This window comes from Paraburkholderia sp. XV, assembly GCF_020177535.1.
GTDB lineage: Bacteria > Pseudomonadota > Gammaproteobacteria > Burkholderiales > Burkholderiaceae > Paraburkholderia > Paraburkholderia caribensis.
Map to the genome: position 1 here is coordinate 1 of NZ_JAGUUD010000151.1, position 16120 is coordinate 16120.

The following is a 16120-nucleotide window of genomic DNA, read 5'->3' on the forward strand; positions in this document are numbered from 1 at the left end:
GCGGATGCCAGCGCAAAGGCCGAGCACACCGAACGAAGAGGCATGAAGCGCGCTAACGTAACGCGGATGCCAGCGCAAAGGCCGAGAACACCGAACGAAGAGGCGTGAAGCACGCTAACGTAACGCGGATGCCAGCGCAAAGGCCGAGAACACCGAACGAAGAGGCGTGAAGCACGAAGACATAACGCAGAAGCCATCGCAAGCCACAATCAAGCGTCGCAGACAAAAAAAACAAAAAACCGACCCTAACCCGCGCGCAAGCGCAAAACCGACACCAACGGCCACCCCAGATTAACCCCAAGACTGGCAACAACAATCAACCCCATCCCACCCATCTGCAAAACCCCGAGCGCCCGCCCATAAACAATTGCATCGACGGCAATCGCCGTCAGCGGATACACGAACAGCAGAACCGCGATCACAGGCGTCGAGAGCTTCGGCAGCGCGCCATAGATCAGCACATAAGAAAGCCCTGTGTGCAACACACCCATCCCGATCAACCAGAACCACTGCATCGGCGCGATATGTTCCGCGCCCAGCGGCGCAATAAAAGGCAGGCACACGACACCAACAGCACATTGCGCAAGCGTCAGCAGATGCGGCCGCAGATCGCCAAGGCTCTTGGCAATAAGCGTGACACTCGCATACAGCACGGAACCGGCGAGCGCCTCCCCAATCCCGATCAGATAGCTCGAATGCCCCTGCAATGAACCCGCTCCCGCAACACCCGACGCAAGCACAAGCCCGACGAATGCCGTCGCGATCCACCCCAACCGGTCGACACCAAGCCGCTCATTGAACAGCGCAGCGCCAATCAGCACCACCCAGAACGGCTGCACGTGAAACACGACGGTCGCCACCGCGATACTCGTGCGATGGATCGCATCGAAGAAACCGACCCATTGCGTCACCATCAGCACGCCAGAAAGCCCCGCGAGCAGCACCGTGCGTCGCGTGAAATAACGGCGCGCGAAATATCCCTGCCACGCGCAATACGCAGCCAGCGACAGGAAACCAAACAGGCAGCGAAAAAACACCAGCGTCAGCGCGCCAAGCCGCGCTTCCTCGACGAACACGCCAATCGTGCCCATCAGCAGGCCGCCACTCGCAAGCGTGAGCGCGCCTTGCTGGCTCCGGCTGAGCGATATCGACGAACCCGACGACAAAGACATGACAATCAACTCCTCGATCACGTTGCATGCGTCCGAGTATCGATCCATTGCCTTAACGCGACAAACGAATAAAATTGAGAAATTCCATAAGTTGGATTGATAAATCATGCACCCTGAGTTCGATGTCGATCTGCTGCGTACCTTCGTCGCCGTCGTCGAGGCGGGCAGCTTCACGAAGGCGGCTGTCACCGTGCATCGCTCGCAGGCGGCCGTCAGCATGCAGGTCAAGCGGCTCGAGCGAATGCTCGGCACGACGCTTTTTGCTCGCGATACGCGCAACCTGTCGCTGACGCGGCCCGGCAATACGTTGCTCGAATATGCGCGGCGCGTGATCGATCTGCACGAAGAAGCGTGGTCGGCCATCGTGCGGCCCGAGGTGACGGGGCGCGTCGTGCTCGGCGCGCCGGACGACTACGTGTCGTCGCTGTTGTCGCCCGTGTTGCGGCGCTTCTCGAACCTGTATCCGCATGTGGAGATCGAGATCGTCTGCGCGCAGAGCACCGCGCTCGCGCCGATGCTCGCGGACAACAAGATCGACCTCGCGTTCGTCACGCGCGACCGCAAACTGCGCGGCGAATTCGTGCGCAGCGAGCCGATGGTGTGGGTGGGCGCGTCCGAAGATACTTCCGTGCTGAACGTGTCGCCGTTGCCAGTCGGGCTGTACGAGCCCGGCTGCGTCGCGCGCTCGAATACGCTCGCCGCGCTCGACCGGGCACGCATCCGCTATCGCGCCGCCTACAGCAGCGCGAGCCTGAGCGGCCTCGTCGCGACAGTCGACGCGGGGCTGTCCGTGATCGCGCTCGCGCGTTGCAGCGTGCCGTCGCGGCTCGCGATACTCGGCGCCGAGCAAGGCCTGCCCGCAATCGAGCCGCTCGATATCGTCGTCGCGCGCAGCGCGAAATCGGATCGTCCGACCTGCGACTATTTCGCCGCGCAGATGTTGCAGGATCTGTCGGTGCGCGGGTCGCCGCGCGAGACCAGGGAAGGGCGCGAAGGGCGCGAGGGGCGAGCGAGGGCGTGAAGCGTAGCGTGCATGCCGCGCGCGGCGCGGCGCTGGCCACCATCACGCGCAGTGATGCAATGGTCGAAAGCGCAGGCCCGCGTTTTGCCGTGCGTGATCACGCATCATGACGTCTGACGAAAGCGCGAACGCGTGCCGTGCCCGTTTGTCGAACGGACACAAACGAAGCATCGAGTCGAGACGAACGTCACACATCCGACACATGACAGGAGGGCCAGCCATGAAAACACGTACTCTCTGCGCCGCGCTACTCGCCACCGGCCTGTTCGTGAGCAGCGCGAGCTTCGCGCAACTGAACCTTCAGCAATTCGGCATCGGCGGCGGCAATTCGTCGGGCAATGCAGGCGCGGCCGCTTCGTCGGGCGGGATCGGGCAATTGCTGCAGACCTACGTCGGCGCGAACCAGCAGGTCTTGAGCGGCCAGTCGAGCCTCGCATCGGCGATGGGCCTCTCGGGCGCGGCGAGCCAGGCGCAGCAGGCATCCGGACTGTTGAGCGGCGGCACGCCATCGGCTAGCCAGTTGTCGCAGGTGGGCAGCACGCAGCAGTCGTTGTCGCAGACGCTGACGCAGGCGTTCACGAGCCGCGCGTCGGACCCATCGACACCCGTAGACAAGCAGGCGTTCACCAACGGCCTCGCATCGCTGGGCCAGGGCGTGAGCCAGTATGCGAGCCTGCAATCGAGCCTCGGCGGCGTCGGGCAGATGAATCCCGCGTCGCTGCTGCAATCGGGCATGAATCCCCAGACGGCGCAGGCCGCGTCGTATATCGCGCAGTCCGCGCCGGGGCAGTTGCAGTCGCTCGCATCGACGTTGAGCGCGGCCGTGCAGTTCGCGTCGAGCCATGGCATCAGCGTGCCGTCGATTGCGACTTCGGCGCTCAAAGGTTTCTGACACGCGTTCAGGATGTTCGGGCGGCGCGTGATGCATTGCAGCGTCTTGCAATCCATCAGGCCTCGCCGTGCGCGATGCGATGATCGGCGCGTATGTGTTCGATCGTCCGTTCGACCGTTCGTAAATGGGCCTTCGTAAATGAGGGCTTCGCGCACGGCGCGGCTCGATGACGGTACGCTGTCGCTGATCCTTGCAGCGCATACGAGCAGACAAGCAGCGGCAACGCCACCCACGCTAACCAGGAGCACCGGATGTCCAGCACTCTCGATCTCGACCGCTATTTCAGGCGTATCGGCTATACGGGGCCGCAGGCCGCGACGCTCGACGTATTGCGCGAGTTGCAACGCTTGCATCCATTGTCGATTCCGTTCGAAAACCTTGATCCGCTGACGGGCCGCCGCGTCGATCTGGCTCTGCCCGCCGTTGTCGACAAGCTGATCGAGCGGCGGCGCGGCGGCTATTGTTTCGAGCAGAACGGTCTGTTCGCGCACGTGCTGATGCAACTCGGCTTCGACGTGACGCCGATGATCGCGCGCGTGCTGTGGGGCCGCGAGCCGGATGCGATCACGCCGCGCACGCACATGCTGCTGCGTGTGACTGTCGACGACCAGCCGTGGATCGCCGACGTCGGGTTTGGTGCCGTGACTCTGACGTCGCCGTTGCGGCTGCAAACGGGCGTCGCGCAACAGACCGCACACGAGCCGTTCCGTCTTGCCGATGCATCGCAGGGTGCGTTCGATCTGGAGGTGCAATCGGGCGAGACGTGGCTCAAGACGTATCGTTTCGACCTGCAGCGGGCGGAATGGATCGATTACGAGGTATCGAACTGGTACACGTCGACGCATCCCACGTCGTTCTTCACGACGAGCCTGGTCGTATGCCGCGTGACGCCGGAAGGTCGGCTGACGCTGTTCAACGACCTTCTTACCGCGCGTTCGATAGATGGCGAAGCGATCGAGCGGCGCATCGAAAGCGCGCATGAGCTTGAAACGTGCCTGCGTGAGACGTTCCTGATCGAGCTTGGCGATATCGATGTCGCGGATACTTACCGGCGCGTGTCGACGCAAGGTGCGGACTCCTAGGTCGAGCGTGATGATCGCGCGGCTCATCGTTCAGACGGTGTTGTGGCTTGCGGGGATGGGGGCCGTGCTGTTCGGGGCGGCTGGCACGCTCGCGTGGCCGGGGGCGTGGTGTTATCTGTTCGAAATGGGCGCGCTCGGGTTGTGGGTGGGCGTGTGGCTTGCGCGCCACGATCCGGCGTTGCTTGCGGAGCGGCTTGGCTCATTTATTCAACGTGGGCAGGGCGCCTGGGACAAGTTCTTTATGGTGTGCGTTGCCGTTGCGTGGTGTGGGTGGCTGGTGTTGATGGGGCTCGATGCGCGGCGGTTTAATTGGTCGTCGATGCACCCATCGCTGCAGGTTGTGGGCGTGCTTGCTATTCTCGTTAGCATGGTTGCTATGCGGTCGGTTTTTCGTGCTAATAGCTATGCTGCGCCTGTCGTGAAGATTATGGCCGAGCGTGGGCATAAGGTTAGCGATAGCGGACCGTATGCTTATGTGCGGCATCCGATGTATGCGTGGGCTATTTTGTTTCTGCTCGGTACGCCGTTGTTGCTGGGCTCTGTTTGGGGGCTGGCTTGCGTGCCGCTTTTGGTTGTTGGACTGGGCTATCGCGCTGTGCTCGAGGAGCGGATGTTGTGCGCGCAACTCGCGGGGTATGAGGAATATGCTGCGAGGGTTCGGTATCGGTTTGTGCCGTATGTGTGGTGATTTTTTTTTGTTTGTCTGTTTGTCTGCGACGCTGGGTGGTTTGCTTTGGTTTTGCGCTGGTATCTGCGTTATGAGTTTTTCGCTGGCATCCGGAGTTTTCGCTGGCATCCGCGATTCGTTATCTAGCTTCACGCGTCGCCCCTGTGCGGGGCGGCACCTACTTTTCTTTGCCGCCGCAAAGAAAAGTAGGCAAAAGAAAGCGGCTCACACCGCCAGCACATGTTCCTATCCACGGGCCCCCAACGTCCCCACGTTTCACACTGCAGTGCCCAGGCTGGTTCCCGTTGCCAACGCTTTGAATAAGTGCATCACCCGCTTCCGGCACCCGTAGCAGAAGTTGGCGTCAGCGAAGGGTATGCGCTGCCCAGGTGGCAAACTGTGTGTAGGCTTTCGCGCCATACACGCATCACTCCGGACTGGTAGCAGGATTGGTGTTTCTGGTAAGAGCGCTAACCTGTGGGGCGCGACACCCTACACACAGTTTGCCACCTGGGCGGCGGCGGACTGCCTGGCGCGGCGTGCTGCGACGCGGGTACATGAAGTGGGTGAGGTGTACAGAGAGAGCGTTGGCAACGCATGCGAGCCCGAGCGTTACCGTGTGAAGTGTGGGGACGTTGGGGGCCCGTGGATAAGAAGACGTGCTGGCGGTGTGAGCCGCTTTCTTTTGCCTACTTTTCTTTGCGGCGGCAAAGAAAAGTAGGTGCCGCCCCGCACAGGGGCGACGCCTGAAGCGAGCTAACAATTCGCGGATGCCCGCGAAAACTCCGGATGCCCGCGAAAACTCATAACGCAGACACCAGCGCAAAACCAAAGCAAACCACCCAGCGTCGCAGACAAAAAAACCCCAAAAACCCATTTCAAGGAACGCTCATGGCAAAGACCACAGTCGCGGATTACCTTGCAAAAACCTTAGCCGCCGCAGGCGTCAAGCGCATCTGGGGCGTCACAGGCGACAGCCTGAACGGCCTGGCGTTCAGCCTTGACCAGGTCGGCTCGATCCGCTGGATGCACACGCGTCATGAAGAAGCAGCCGCCTTCGCAGCAGGCGCCGACGCCGCCGCAAGCGGCCAGCTTGCCGTCTGCGCAGGCAGCTGCGGCCCAGGCAACCTGCACCTCATCAACGGCCTATACGACTGCCACCGCAACCAGCAACCCGTCCTCGCGATCGCCGCGCACATTCCATCGACGGAAATCGGCCTCGGCTACTTCCAGGAAACGCACCCGACCGAAATCTTCAAGGAGTGCAGCCACTTCGCCGAACTGGTAGTGAACGCTTCACAGTTCCCGCGCGTCCTCGAACGCGCAATGCGCAGTGCAATCGAACAGCGCGGCGTCGCCGTGATCGTGCTGCCCGGCGATATTGCCTTGAGCGAAGGGCCGTCGCTGTCGCCCGTCTGGAATCCGACCGCGCCGTCCGCCATCCTGCCGCCCGACAGCGAACTCACCAAACTCGCAACCATGCTCAACGACTGCGAAGCCGTGACGATCATGTGCGGCAGCGGCGTCGCAGGCGCCCACGACGAAGTGGTCAAACTCGCCGACACGCTCGGGGCGCCGATCGTCCATGCGCTGCGCGGCAAGCAGTTCATCGAGTACGACAATCCGTTCGACGTCGGCATGACGGGGCTGATCGGCTTCAGTTCCGGCTATCACGCCATGATGTCCTGCGACGTGCTCCTGTTGCTCGGCTGCGACTTTCCCTACCGGCCGTTCTATCCGCCCGACGCAAAGGTCGTGCAGATCGACTGGAAGGGCTCGCAGCTCGGCAAGCGCGCACCGCTCGCGATGGGCCTCGTCGGCACCGTCAAAGAGACCGTCGCCTCGCTGCTGCCGAAGCTCAAGCGCAAAGACGACCGCACCTTCGTCGATATGGCCACCGCGCACTACGAAGAAGCACGCCGCGATCTCGACGAACTCGCCACGCCTTCCGACCCCGGCGCGCCGATCCATCCGCAGTACCTGACGCGCATGATCGACGAAGCCGCCAGCGACGATGCCATCTTCACCACCGACGTCGGCACGCCCACGCTGTGGGCGGCGCGCTATCTGACGATGAACGGCAAGCGGCAACTGCACGGCTCGTTCAATCACGGCTCGATGGCCAACGCGATGCCGCAGGCGCTCGGCGCGCAGGCGGCACATCCGGGGCGGCAGGTGGTGTCGCTATCGGGCGACGGCGGACTGTCGATGCTGCTCGGCGATCTGCTTACGGCGCGTCAGCTCGAACTGCCCATTAAGGTCATCGTGTACAACAACAGCCTGCTGGGTTTCGTTTCGATGGAACTGAAGGCGGGCGGCTATCTCGACACGAACGTCGACCTGAGCAAGACCGATTTTGCGCAGATCGCGAAAGGTGCGGGCATTTTTTCGCTGCGCGTCGAGGATTCCGAAGAACTGGAGGGCGCGCTGAAAGAAGCCTTCGCACATCAGGGCCCGGCGCTCGTCGACGTCGTCACGGACAAGCATGAACTCGCCATGCCCCCGACGATCGAGCTGTCGCAGGCCAAGGGTTTCAGTCTTTACATGCTGCGCGCGATTCTCAACGGCCGCGGCGATGAAATCGTCGAGCTGGTGAAAACCAACCTGCGCTAATCGTCACACAACGCCGGAGCGGCGCGCCTCGTCAGCCGATGCGCGCCGCGTTGCAGTGCAGCGGAAGACCATTGCAGTCTCGTCGCAAAGGTCTATAACTGAAGCAGCAGTGCGGACCTCTCTGCGCAGCCGATAGTCAAACAATCAGAAACCGGCGTTCTCGCGCCGCGCTGCGCCGCCCGACAGACTCGGGGGCTTTGAGCCAATCAATCGCATCTAGAACAAAAGCACGCTGCGGCGTGGGTGGCCGTTGCGCGCGATTTCACGCCTGCGGGCATCGGTCGAAACGATGCGGATGGCGCAGGCGTCGGTGGGCGTCCGGCGAATCGCGATGCAGGGCGTGGCGATTCGTCTGCATGGAAGGAGTTCGACATGAAGATCCTGATGGCGTTACCCGTGGCGGGTGCATTGCTGATGGCCATGCCTGTCGCGACGATGGCCGATGACATCGCGCAGAGTAGCGATGCATCGAAGGCCTCGATGCAGAACAATGCGAATGCGTCGGCGCAAGCGACGACGGACATGTCGTATGGCGGCGCAACGGATACCCGCACTTCGTCGGGCAGAACGATGCAGGCTACGCGTAATTGCTCGACGGGCCCGAATTGCAACATCTTTTTTGGCAATTGAGCCGATTACCTGCAACGCGCACGCGGCGCGCCTCGTGGGCGCGCCGCTTCGCATCCAGCGCCCGCGTCTGGCGCGGGCGTCGATGATCACTGCTGTGCGTGCTTCGCGGCATCCTCGATCACCGCCGCGACCTGCTGGGGACGCGATTCGTAGACCGAGTGGCTGGCGCCCGGAATCACGGTCGTGTGACTATGCGCGCGCTGGTAGTACCAGCGCTCCAGATCGGGATTGATGATCTTGTCGCCGCCCGCGACGATGCCCCAGCTCGGCTTGGTCGTCCAGGCCGCGGCCGTCAGCGGCTGCGAGAACACTTTCGCGGCCGTCAGCATCTGCGAGCGCGCTTCGAACTGCGCCTGCTTCAGCGGCAGGTCGCCAGCGAAGTCCTTCGGGAACACGGACGGGTTCAGGTACGTGTAGCCGTCGTCCGTCTTTTCGATTGCGCCCGGCTGCTTCGACGTGTAGCTAGGCTTGCCCTTGCCGAGCGCGGCTTCGTCTTCGCCGACGTTCGGCGCATGCGCGGCGACATACACGAGACCGACTACATGCGGATCGACGCCTGCTTCCGTGATGATCGAGCCGCCGTAGCTGTGGCCGACGAGAATCGTCGGGCCGTTTTGCAGGTCGAGGACACGCTTCGTTGCCGCGACGTCGTCGTCGAGCGAGGTTAGCGGTTCCTGCACCAGTGTGACGTGATAGCCGTCTTTGGTGAGGATGTCGTAGACGGGCTTCCAGCCCGAACCATCTACCCAGGCGCCATGAACGAGAACGATATTCCTGACAGGAGCGTGCGCCGGTTGGGCGTCCTGCGCCATCGCGCCCGAAGAGGCGAGAAGACCAGTCGACAACGCAAGGGCCGCGGTTACGAGCAACGAACTTTTCACAAGAGACTCCGTAAATCGGAAACAGAAAACAGACACGAAGGGGATGCTTGCGCGACCCTGCGCCTGACAGTGGGGCGCAGGGTCATGTGCGCGCCATTTAGCTGCCGAAGAAAATATTGCAGTAGCTGACGGGGCCGACGCACGCGTTGTTGTTCGAAGCGGAACGCGAGGACTTGCCCGACGACGAGGTACCCGTCATCGCGACGCCGCCAACCGCGTTGTTCGTCAGATTGTGGTTATCCTGCGCGGCGATCTTCGCTTCGGCAGCCTGGATGTCGGACGGATAGTTGATGTCCTCGCCACGGCCCGGCTGATAGCCGGCCTGTTCGACGCGAACGAGATCGGCGCGAACTTCGGCGCGGGTAACGGGGCCATTCGATTGAGCAAAGCTCAGGGCGGGAGCGGCGAGTGCGCCGGCTGCAACTGCGAGGCAAACAAAAATGTTCTTCATGATGTAACTCCTGAATGAGTGTGTTTAAACGTCCTGCTCATCTGCATGCCGATATTGATTCGGCATCCTGAACGAATGGTGTTCAATTCGAACCGGTCAATGAGCTTGCAAACGTCGTTAAAGCTTCTGCATCAACTGCTGTCGTACGGCTGTCTGGTCGTGCCCTTCTGTCAATCCTGTTTCGATGTCGCTTGCTACATAGAGGCAAACATGGCGACTTCGACTTTCATTCCCGGCAAGCCAAACTTTTTATCGTGGAGCGGATGGGCTCTGCTGGATCAGCCCTTGTAGCCCGGCTCCTGCGCCAGCCATCAGATCGGCCAGCGGTGTATGCAATGTAATGCGGCGACGATCTGCGCTCCAGTCGTACATATGAACGACTGGAGACCAACTAACGTTGTGTCCCCTGACCGTCTGGATGGTGAAAACGCTGCCACGTCATGCCGTTGTCTGGCGCCATGCCGCTTCGCGGATGAGCGGATCAGGCCAAAGGTTCCCGTCTGCCATACCTACGTATGACTACTGCGCAGATGCGCGAAGTTTGCTTTCGCCGCTGCAAGGTTCGCCGATGCCAGGCTTCGGCGTGCCAATCCGGTGCAAAGGCGGCACCGCAATCGCCAACCTGTCTAGTCAGCTGCACCAGCATGGCGCGGCCAAAACGTACTCTTGTGCGGCAGCTCTGGCCCGCGCGAATCCCTTTGCATAAGGGCTTACCCGAACAATTCAATAATTTTTTGGGATTTCAGTTGCGATCATTTTTGACCTCATGCAGACTTGTCTATACATGTCCGGCACGCGACAAGCGAAGGGACCCGTTCAGACGAAAAGGAGATTCGACGTGAAGGTGAACAAGGCAAGCCGCACTATGTTGTCGAAAGTATTGATGGGCGCGGTGCTGGGCGCCGTGGCGCTCGCTGGCGCGCCCGCGCAGGCGAAGGAATGGAAGTCGGTGACGATCGCGCTGGAAGGCGGCTACGCGCCGTGGAACCTCACCTTGCCGGGCGGCAAGCTGGGCGGCTTCGAGCCGGAGCTGGTCGCCAATCTGTGCGAGCGCATCAAGCTGCAGTGCAACCTGGTTGCACAAGACTGGGACGGCATGATTCCCGGCCTGCAGGCAGGCAAGTTCGACGTCTTGATGGACGCGATCTCCATCACGCCTGAGCGCGAAAAGATCATCGCGTTTTCGCGCCCGTACGCGGCCACGCCCGCCACCTTTGCCGTCTCCGATACGAAGATCATCCCGAAGGCAACGCCGGGTGCGCCCGTCGTCAAGCTGACGGGCGACCCGAAGACCGACAAGCCGACCGTCGACGCGCTGCGCAAGCAGTTGAAGGGCAAGACCATCGGTATCCAGTCGGGCACGGTCTACACTAAGTTCATCAACGAAGGCTTCAAGGACATCGCGACGATCCGCGTGTACAAGACCTCGCCGGAACGCGATCTGGATCTGGCGAACGGCCGCATCGACGCATCGTTCGACGACGTCACGTACTACGCCGCCAACTCGGACAAGAAAGAGTCAGCGCAAATCTCCATGGCGGGACCGAAGATCGGCGGCCCGATCTGGGGTCCGGGCGAAGGCCTCGCGTTCCGCAAGCAGGACGCCGATCTGAAGGCGAAGTTCGATACGGCCATCGCCGATGCGCTGAAGGACGGCACCGTGAAGAAGCTTTCCGACAAGTGGTTCAAGACCGACGTCACGCCTTGATCGATAGCCGTATGCGCGTGCCGCAGCGGTGCGCGCTTGCTCGAACGACCTGTTTCGGCGAAGCAGGTCAATCAACGAAAGCAGGGATGAGGAGTAAGCCATGGCTCTGATCGAGACGCTCGGCTTCGGGCAGGAAGGCTGGGGCGGCGTGCTGCTGCTCGCGGCATTGATGACCGTCGCGTTGACGCTCGCGGCGCTCGCTGTCGGCGCGGTGTTCGGCGCGATCATCGCGGCCGCGAAGCTGTCGCGCTTTCGCACGGCGCGCGTGCTGGGCGATCTGTACACGACGGTGTTTCGAGGCGTGCCTGAGCTGCTCGTCATCTATCTGTTCTACTTCGGCGGCTCGACGCTCGTGACCACAGTGGGCCAGTGGTTCGGCGCCGAAGGGTTCGTCGGCGTGCCGCCGTTCGTGATCGGCGCGCTGGCGGTCGGCATGATCTCGGGCGCTTATCAGGCCGAGGTGTATCGCTCGGCCGTGCTCGCGGTGTCGAAGGGCGAACTCGAAGCGGCACGCTCGATCGGCATGCCGACCATGACCATGGCCCGCCGCATTCTGATTCCGCAGGTGCTGCGCTTCGCGCTGCCGGGCATCGGCAACGTGTGGCAGCTGAGTCTGAAGGACTCCGCGCTGATTTCGGTGACGGGTCTTGCCGAACTGCTGCGCGCAAGCCAGATCGCCGCCAGTTCGACGCACCAGTACTTCCTGTTCTTCGTCGTGGGCGGCGCGCTGTATCTGGTGATGACGGGCATTTCGAACCGCGTCTTCAACCGTGCCGAAGCGCACGTGGGCAAATCCTTCCGGCGCAACTTCGCGCGCAACTGACGAGGAGCGCCACCACCATGTCTTTCGATTTCGACTTCCTGCTCGACACGCTGCGCCAGTTGCTCGCCGCCGTGCCGACCACGCTGGGTCTGTTCTTCGCGTCGCTGGTGCTGGGCGGGTTGCTGTCGCTCGTGATCGTCACGATGCGCGTGTCGCCGCACTGGCTGCCGAACCGCTTTGCGCGCGCGTACATTCTCGTGTTTCGCGGTTCGCCGCTGCTGATCCAGATGTTTCTCGTCTACTACGGCCTCGGCCAGTTCGGCGTGATCCGCGAGAGCTTCATGTGGCCCGTGCTGCGCGAGCCGTATGTCTGCGCGGTCCTGTCGCTTGCACTGTGCACGGCGGGCTATACGGCGGAAATCATTCGCGGCGGTCTGATGGCCGTCCCCGTCGGACAGATCGAAGCGGGTTATTCGATCGGCCTGTCGGGCTTCTCGCTTCTGCGCCGCATCATCGGTCCGATCGCATTGCGCCAGTGCCTGCCCGCGTATTCGACGGAGGCCGTGCTGCTCGTCAAGTCGACAGCGCTCGCGAGTCTCGTCACCGTGTGGGAAGTGACGGGCGTCGCGCAGCAGATCATCCAGCAGACGTACCGCACCACTGAAGTGTTCATCTGCGCCGCACTGATCTATCTGTTCCTGAATTTCGTTGTCGTGCGTCTGCTCGGTTTGCTCGAACGGCGTCTGTCGCGCCATCTGCGCGCAGCGCCTGTGAACGCTGCGCCGCGCGCGATTCCGCCCGCTACCGAAGCACGTCGTGCCGCACCCTGACGGCCCATCCAGGAGAATCTCATGAACGCTACGGCACCCGTTGCACTGTCGGTCAAGAACATTCACAAGTCGTTCGGCGACCATCACGTTTTGAAGGGCATTTCGCTCGACGCGCATGAAGGCGACGTCATTTCGATTCTCGGCGCCAGCGGCTCGGGCAAGAGCACGTTCTTGCGCTGTCTGAACCTGCTCGAAACGCCGGACGACGGCAGCGTCGCGCTCGCGGGCGAAACGCTGAGAATGAAACGCTGCAAGGACGGCAAGCTGCAACCGGACGACCGCAAGCAGGTCGACCGCATTCGCTCGCAGCTCGGCATGGTGTTTCAGAACTTCAATCTGTGGTCGCACATGACCGTGCTCGACAACCTGATCGAAGGGCCGATGCGCGTGCAAAAACGCAGCCGTGCGGAGGCCGTCGAAGAAGCCGAGGCGTTGCTCGCGAAGGTCGGCCTTGCAGAAAAGCGCGGCCACTATCCGGCGCATCTGTCGGGCGGTCAGCAGCAACGCGTCGCGATTGCACGTGCGCTTGCGATGCATCCGAAAGTGATGCTGTTCGACGAGCCGACTTCCGCGCTCGATCCCGAACTGGTCGGCGAAGTGCTGCGCGTGATGCGTTCGCTCGCGGAAGAAGGCCGCACCATGCTGGTCGTGACGCACGAAATGGGCTTTGCGCGGCATGTGTCGAACCGCGTGATGTTCCTGCATCAAGGGCAGACGGAATGCGACGGCACGCCCGACGAAGTATTCGGCGACCTCAAATCCGAACGCTTCAGGCAATTCGTGTCGAGCCATCATTCGCGCACTGCAAACTGAGCGGTGTTTCGCTTCGCTTGAGAACCTGAGATTCAACAAAGATTAGAAAAGCAGTACACGTACCGACAAAGGCAACATCATGGCAGTCATCCGATCCGACCGTCCTCTGAACTGGCGTGAACTGGCCGCGGTCGCGGCGGGCGAGCCGCTCGCGCTCTCCGATGCGGCGCGCGCGCGCATCGCGGCGGCGCGCGTGCTCGTCGAACAGATCGTCGAGCGCGGCATTCGCGCGTATGGCGTCAACACGGGCGTCGGCGCGCTGTGCGATGTGATCGTGTCGCCGTCGGAGCAGCGCACGCTGTCGCGCAATATCCTGATGAGCCATGCGGTGGGCGTCGGCGCGCCGCTCGGCGTCGCGGAAACGCGCGCGATCATGGCCGCCGCGATCAACAACTTTGCGCACGGCCATTCGGGCATTCGTGTCGAGATCGCGGATCAGCTGGTCGCCTTGCTCGATGCAGGCTATATCCCCGAAGTGCCCGCGTTCGGCTCCGTCGGCTATCTGAGCCATATGGCGCATATCGCGCTGGTGTGCATCGGCGAAGGGCATGTTCGGCACGGCAGCGAACGGATCAGCGGACGCGAGGCGCTCGTGCGGCTCGGGCGCGAACCGCTCGTGCTCGAAGCGAAAGAGGGCTTGAGCCTCATCAACGGCACGCCGTGTGTGACGGGTCTCGCGGCGTTGGCGCTCGCGCGCGCCGAGCGCGTGCTGGACTGGACCGACGCGATCGCCGCGATGAGCTTCGAAAACCTGCGTGGGCAGCTCGCCGCATTCGATGCCGATTCGCTCGCGTTGCGGGTGTCGCCGGGATTGAATCTGGTCGGCGAGCGGATGCGCAATGCGCTTGCCGAGAGCGGCATTCTTGCGTCGGTAGTCGGTCAGCGTACGCAGGACCCGCTTTCGATGCGGACGATCCCGCACGTGCACGGCGCGGCGCGCGATGTGCTCGATGCGACCGTGGTCGTCGTGAACCGCGAACTCGCGTCGATCACCGACAATCCGATCGTTGCCGGTACGCCGGATGCGCCGCGTGTGTATTCGCAGGCGCATGCCGTGGGCGCGTCGATTGCGCTGGCGATGGACAGCCTCGCGACGGCCATCGCGCAAGTCGCGGCAATGGCCGAGCGCCGTCTCGACCGGTTGGTGAATCCGCTCGTGAGCGGCTTGCCCGCGTTTCTCGCGGAGCCGGGCGGTACGTGCTCCGGCTTCATGATCGCGCAGTACACGGCTGCTTCGCTGGTCGCGCAGAACCGGCGGCTGGCCGCGCCCGCGAGCCTGGATGGCGGCATCACGTCGGGCTTGCAGGAGGACCATCTGTGTCACGCGACGCCTGCCGCGCTGAAGGCATTGGAGATTGTCGACAACACCGGCCGCATCATTGCGATCGAGTTGCTGGCGGCGGCGCAGGCGTACGACCTGCAACCCGTCGACGCGCCGCGTGCGCCGCACACGGACGCGTTGTGGCGCAGGGTGCGCGCCGTGGTGCCGACGTATCGCGACGATCGTCCGCTGGCCGACGATATGGCCGTTGCGTTCCGCCTGATCGGCGAGGCAGCGCCGCCGTTGCCGCCCGCTTCGGGCAACCTGCCGTCGACGCCGACGCCTGGCGATCACACTGGCTTTGCCGCGCACGCCGCGAATGATCCGAAGGCCGCCGCGCTGCACGCGCCGCAATCCGCCGCATAAGAATGCGATCCACCCACGAGGTCGACGTGAACATGACGATAAACGGGCAACTGGAGAGGGCAGAGGAGCATTCCAGTGGTACGCGCACGACGCCTGGCAAAGCGATGCCCGCGTACGAGCAGATCAAGCGTTACGTGATAGCGCGGATCGAAGAGGGCGTGTGGAAGCCGGGCGGACTGATTCCGTCGGAAGCGGAGCTGGTGAAGGAGTTCGGCGTTGCGCGCATGACGGTATCGCGCGCGCTGCGCGAGTTGACGACGGAGCGTGTGCTGACGCGTGTGCAGGGCTCGGGCACGTATGTCGCGCCGCAACGCTATGAATCGACAGTGCTCGAAATCCGCAACATTGCCGACGAGATCACCGCGCGCGGGCACCGCCATTCGGCGCGGGTGCTCACGCTCGAGGCGAGCGATGATCCGCTTGCGCTGGATGCGCTGGTGCTCGCGCATGGGCCTGTTTTCCATTCGCGCATCGTGCATAACGAAGAGAGTGAGCCGATTCAATACGAAGACCGGTATGTGAATCCGCGCGTGTTTCCGGACTACTTGAATCAGGACTTCACGGTCGAAACGCCGAATCACTATATGGTGCGGCTCGCGCCGATCCAGCGCGCGGAGTTCCGCATCTATGCCCAAAAGCCTACTGCGCATGTGCGCCGGCATCTGATGATGGAGATTGGAGAGCCTTGCCTGATGCTGTGGCGCAGGACATGGGTGGGGGAGCAGGTCGCGACGTCGGTGCAGTTGTGGCATCCGGCTTCGCGGTTTCATTTGGCGGGGAATGTGTAGGGGTTTGGTTTTGCTTTCGCTTTTGCTTTTGCTTTCGCTTTTGCTTTTGCTTTTGCTTTCGCTTTCGCTTTGCGCTGGCATCCGCGTGACGTTAGCGTGCTTCAGGCGTCGCCCCTGTGCGG

The 16120-nt window shown here is 62.5% G+C and carries 15 protein-coding genes; 12 read left to right on the forward strand and 3 right to left on the reverse strand.

Annotated features, from left to right (window positions below; genetic code table 11):
- Positions 1 to 245 precede the first annotated feature (245 nt).
- Positions 246 to 1148 carry a DMT family transporter gene (locus tag KFO72_RS37645; RefSeq protein WP_036001393.1) on the reverse strand — a complete coding sequence of 301 codons (903 nt, stop codon included), beginning with the start codon at positions 1146 to 1148 and terminating at the stop codon, positions 246 to 248.
- Between the two features lie 130 nt (positions 1149 to 1278).
- Here KFO72_RS37645 and KFO72_RS37650 point away from each other — a divergent pair, with 130 nt between their 5' ends.
- The 6 genes from KFO72_RS37650 to KFO72_RS37675 all read left to right on the forward strand — a co-directional run bounded on the left by KFO72_RS37650 (position 1279) and on the right by KFO72_RS37675 (position 8077).
- Positions 1279 to 2193, forward strand: a complete 915-nt coding sequence (locus tag KFO72_RS37650; protein ID WP_054932443.1) for a LysR substrate-binding domain-containing protein — start codon at positions 1279 to 1281, stop codon at positions 2191 to 2193.
- 220 nt (positions 2194 to 2413) lie between these two features.
- Positions 2414 to 3085 carry a hypothetical protein gene (locus tag KFO72_RS37655; RefSeq protein WP_054932442.1) on the forward strand — a complete coding sequence of 224 codons (672 nt, stop codon included), beginning with the start codon at positions 2414 to 2416 and terminating at the stop codon, positions 3083 to 3085.
- A 251-nt stretch (positions 3086 to 3336) separates the two neighbouring features.
- Positions 3337 to 4167 carry an arylamine N-acetyltransferase family protein gene (locus KFO72_RS37660; protein WP_225034209.1) on the forward strand — a complete coding sequence of 277 codons (831 nt, stop codon included), beginning with the start codon at positions 3337 to 3339 and terminating at the stop codon, positions 4165 to 4167.
- Between the two features lie 10 nt (positions 4168 to 4177).
- Positions 4178 to 4855 carry a methyltransferase family protein gene (locus KFO72_RS37665; protein WP_060603353.1) on the forward strand — a complete coding sequence of 226 codons (678 nt, stop codon included), beginning with the start codon at positions 4178 to 4180 and terminating at the stop codon, positions 4853 to 4855.
- Positions 4856 to 5725: 870 nt separating this feature from the next.
- Positions 5726 to 7447 carry a ubiquinone-dependent pyruvate dehydrogenase gene (gene poxB / locus KFO72_RS37670; protein ID WP_225034210.1) on the forward strand — a complete coding sequence of 574 codons (1722 nt, stop codon included), beginning with the start codon at positions 5726 to 5728 and terminating at the stop codon, positions 7445 to 7447.
- A 372-nt stretch (positions 7448 to 7819) separates the two neighbouring features.
- Positions 7820 to 8077 carry a hypothetical protein gene (locus KFO72_RS37675; protein WP_054932446.1) on the forward strand — a complete coding sequence of 86 codons (258 nt, stop codon included), beginning with the start codon at positions 7820 to 7822 and terminating at the stop codon, positions 8075 to 8077.
- Between the two features lie 86 nt (positions 8078 to 8163).
- Here KFO72_RS37675 and KFO72_RS37680 read toward each other — a convergent pair whose 3' ends face one another.
- Together KFO72_RS37680 and KFO72_RS37685 are read right to left on the reverse strand one after the other, a co-directional pair.
- Complete coding sequence (locus KFO72_RS37680; RefSeq protein WP_060603350.1) at positions 8164 to 8958, reverse strand: alpha/beta hydrolase; 795 nt, start codon at positions 8956 to 8958, stop codon at positions 8164 to 8166.
- 97 nt (positions 8959 to 9055) lie between these two features.
- Entirely contained in the window at positions 9056 to 9409 is a 354-nt protein-coding gene (locus KFO72_RS37685) for a DUF4148 domain-containing protein (RefSeq protein WP_054932437.1), read from the reverse strand.
- Between the two features lie 865 nt (positions 9410 to 10274).
- On the opposite strand from KFO72_RS37685, the gene KFO72_RS37690 reads away from it, so the two are divergent.
- From KFO72_RS37690 to hutC, 6 genes are all read left to right on the forward strand, one after another.
- Positions 10275 to 11117, forward strand: a complete 843-nt coding sequence (locus KFO72_RS37690; RefSeq protein WP_054932445.1) for a transporter substrate-binding domain-containing protein — start codon at positions 10275 to 10277, stop codon at positions 11115 to 11117.
- 100 nt (positions 11118 to 11217) lie between these two features.
- Positions 11218 to 11940 (forward strand): ABC transporter permease, encoded by a 723-nt coding sequence (locus KFO72_RS37695; RefSeq protein WP_007587161.1) that lies wholly within the window; start codon positions 11218 to 11220, stop codon positions 11938 to 11940.
- A gap of 17 nt (positions 11941 to 11957) precedes the next feature.
- Positions 11958 to 12710, forward strand: coding sequence for an ABC transporter permease (locus KFO72_RS37700; RefSeq protein ID WP_054932435.1), 753 nt, complete (start codon positions 11958 to 11960; stop codon positions 12708 to 12710).
- A 21-nt stretch (positions 12711 to 12731) separates the two neighbouring features.
- Positions 12732 to 13523, forward strand: a complete 792-nt coding sequence (locus KFO72_RS37705) for an ABC transporter ATP-binding protein (RefSeq protein ID WP_225034211.1) — start codon at positions 12732 to 12734, stop codon at positions 13521 to 13523.
- A gap of 79 nt (positions 13524 to 13602) precedes the next feature.
- Entirely contained in the window at positions 13603 to 15210 is a 1608-nt protein-coding gene (locus KFO72_RS37710; protein ID WP_054932434.1) for an HAL/PAL/TAL family ammonia-lyase, read from the forward strand.
- Positions 15211 to 15242: 32 nt separating this feature from the next.
- Positions 15243 to 15998 carry a histidine utilization repressor gene (gene hutC, locus KFO72_RS37715; protein ID WP_060603345.1) on the forward strand — a complete coding sequence of 252 codons (756 nt, stop codon included), beginning with the start codon at positions 15243 to 15245 and terminating at the stop codon, positions 15996 to 15998.
- The last annotated feature ends 122 nt before the right edge of the window (positions 15999 to 16120 follow it).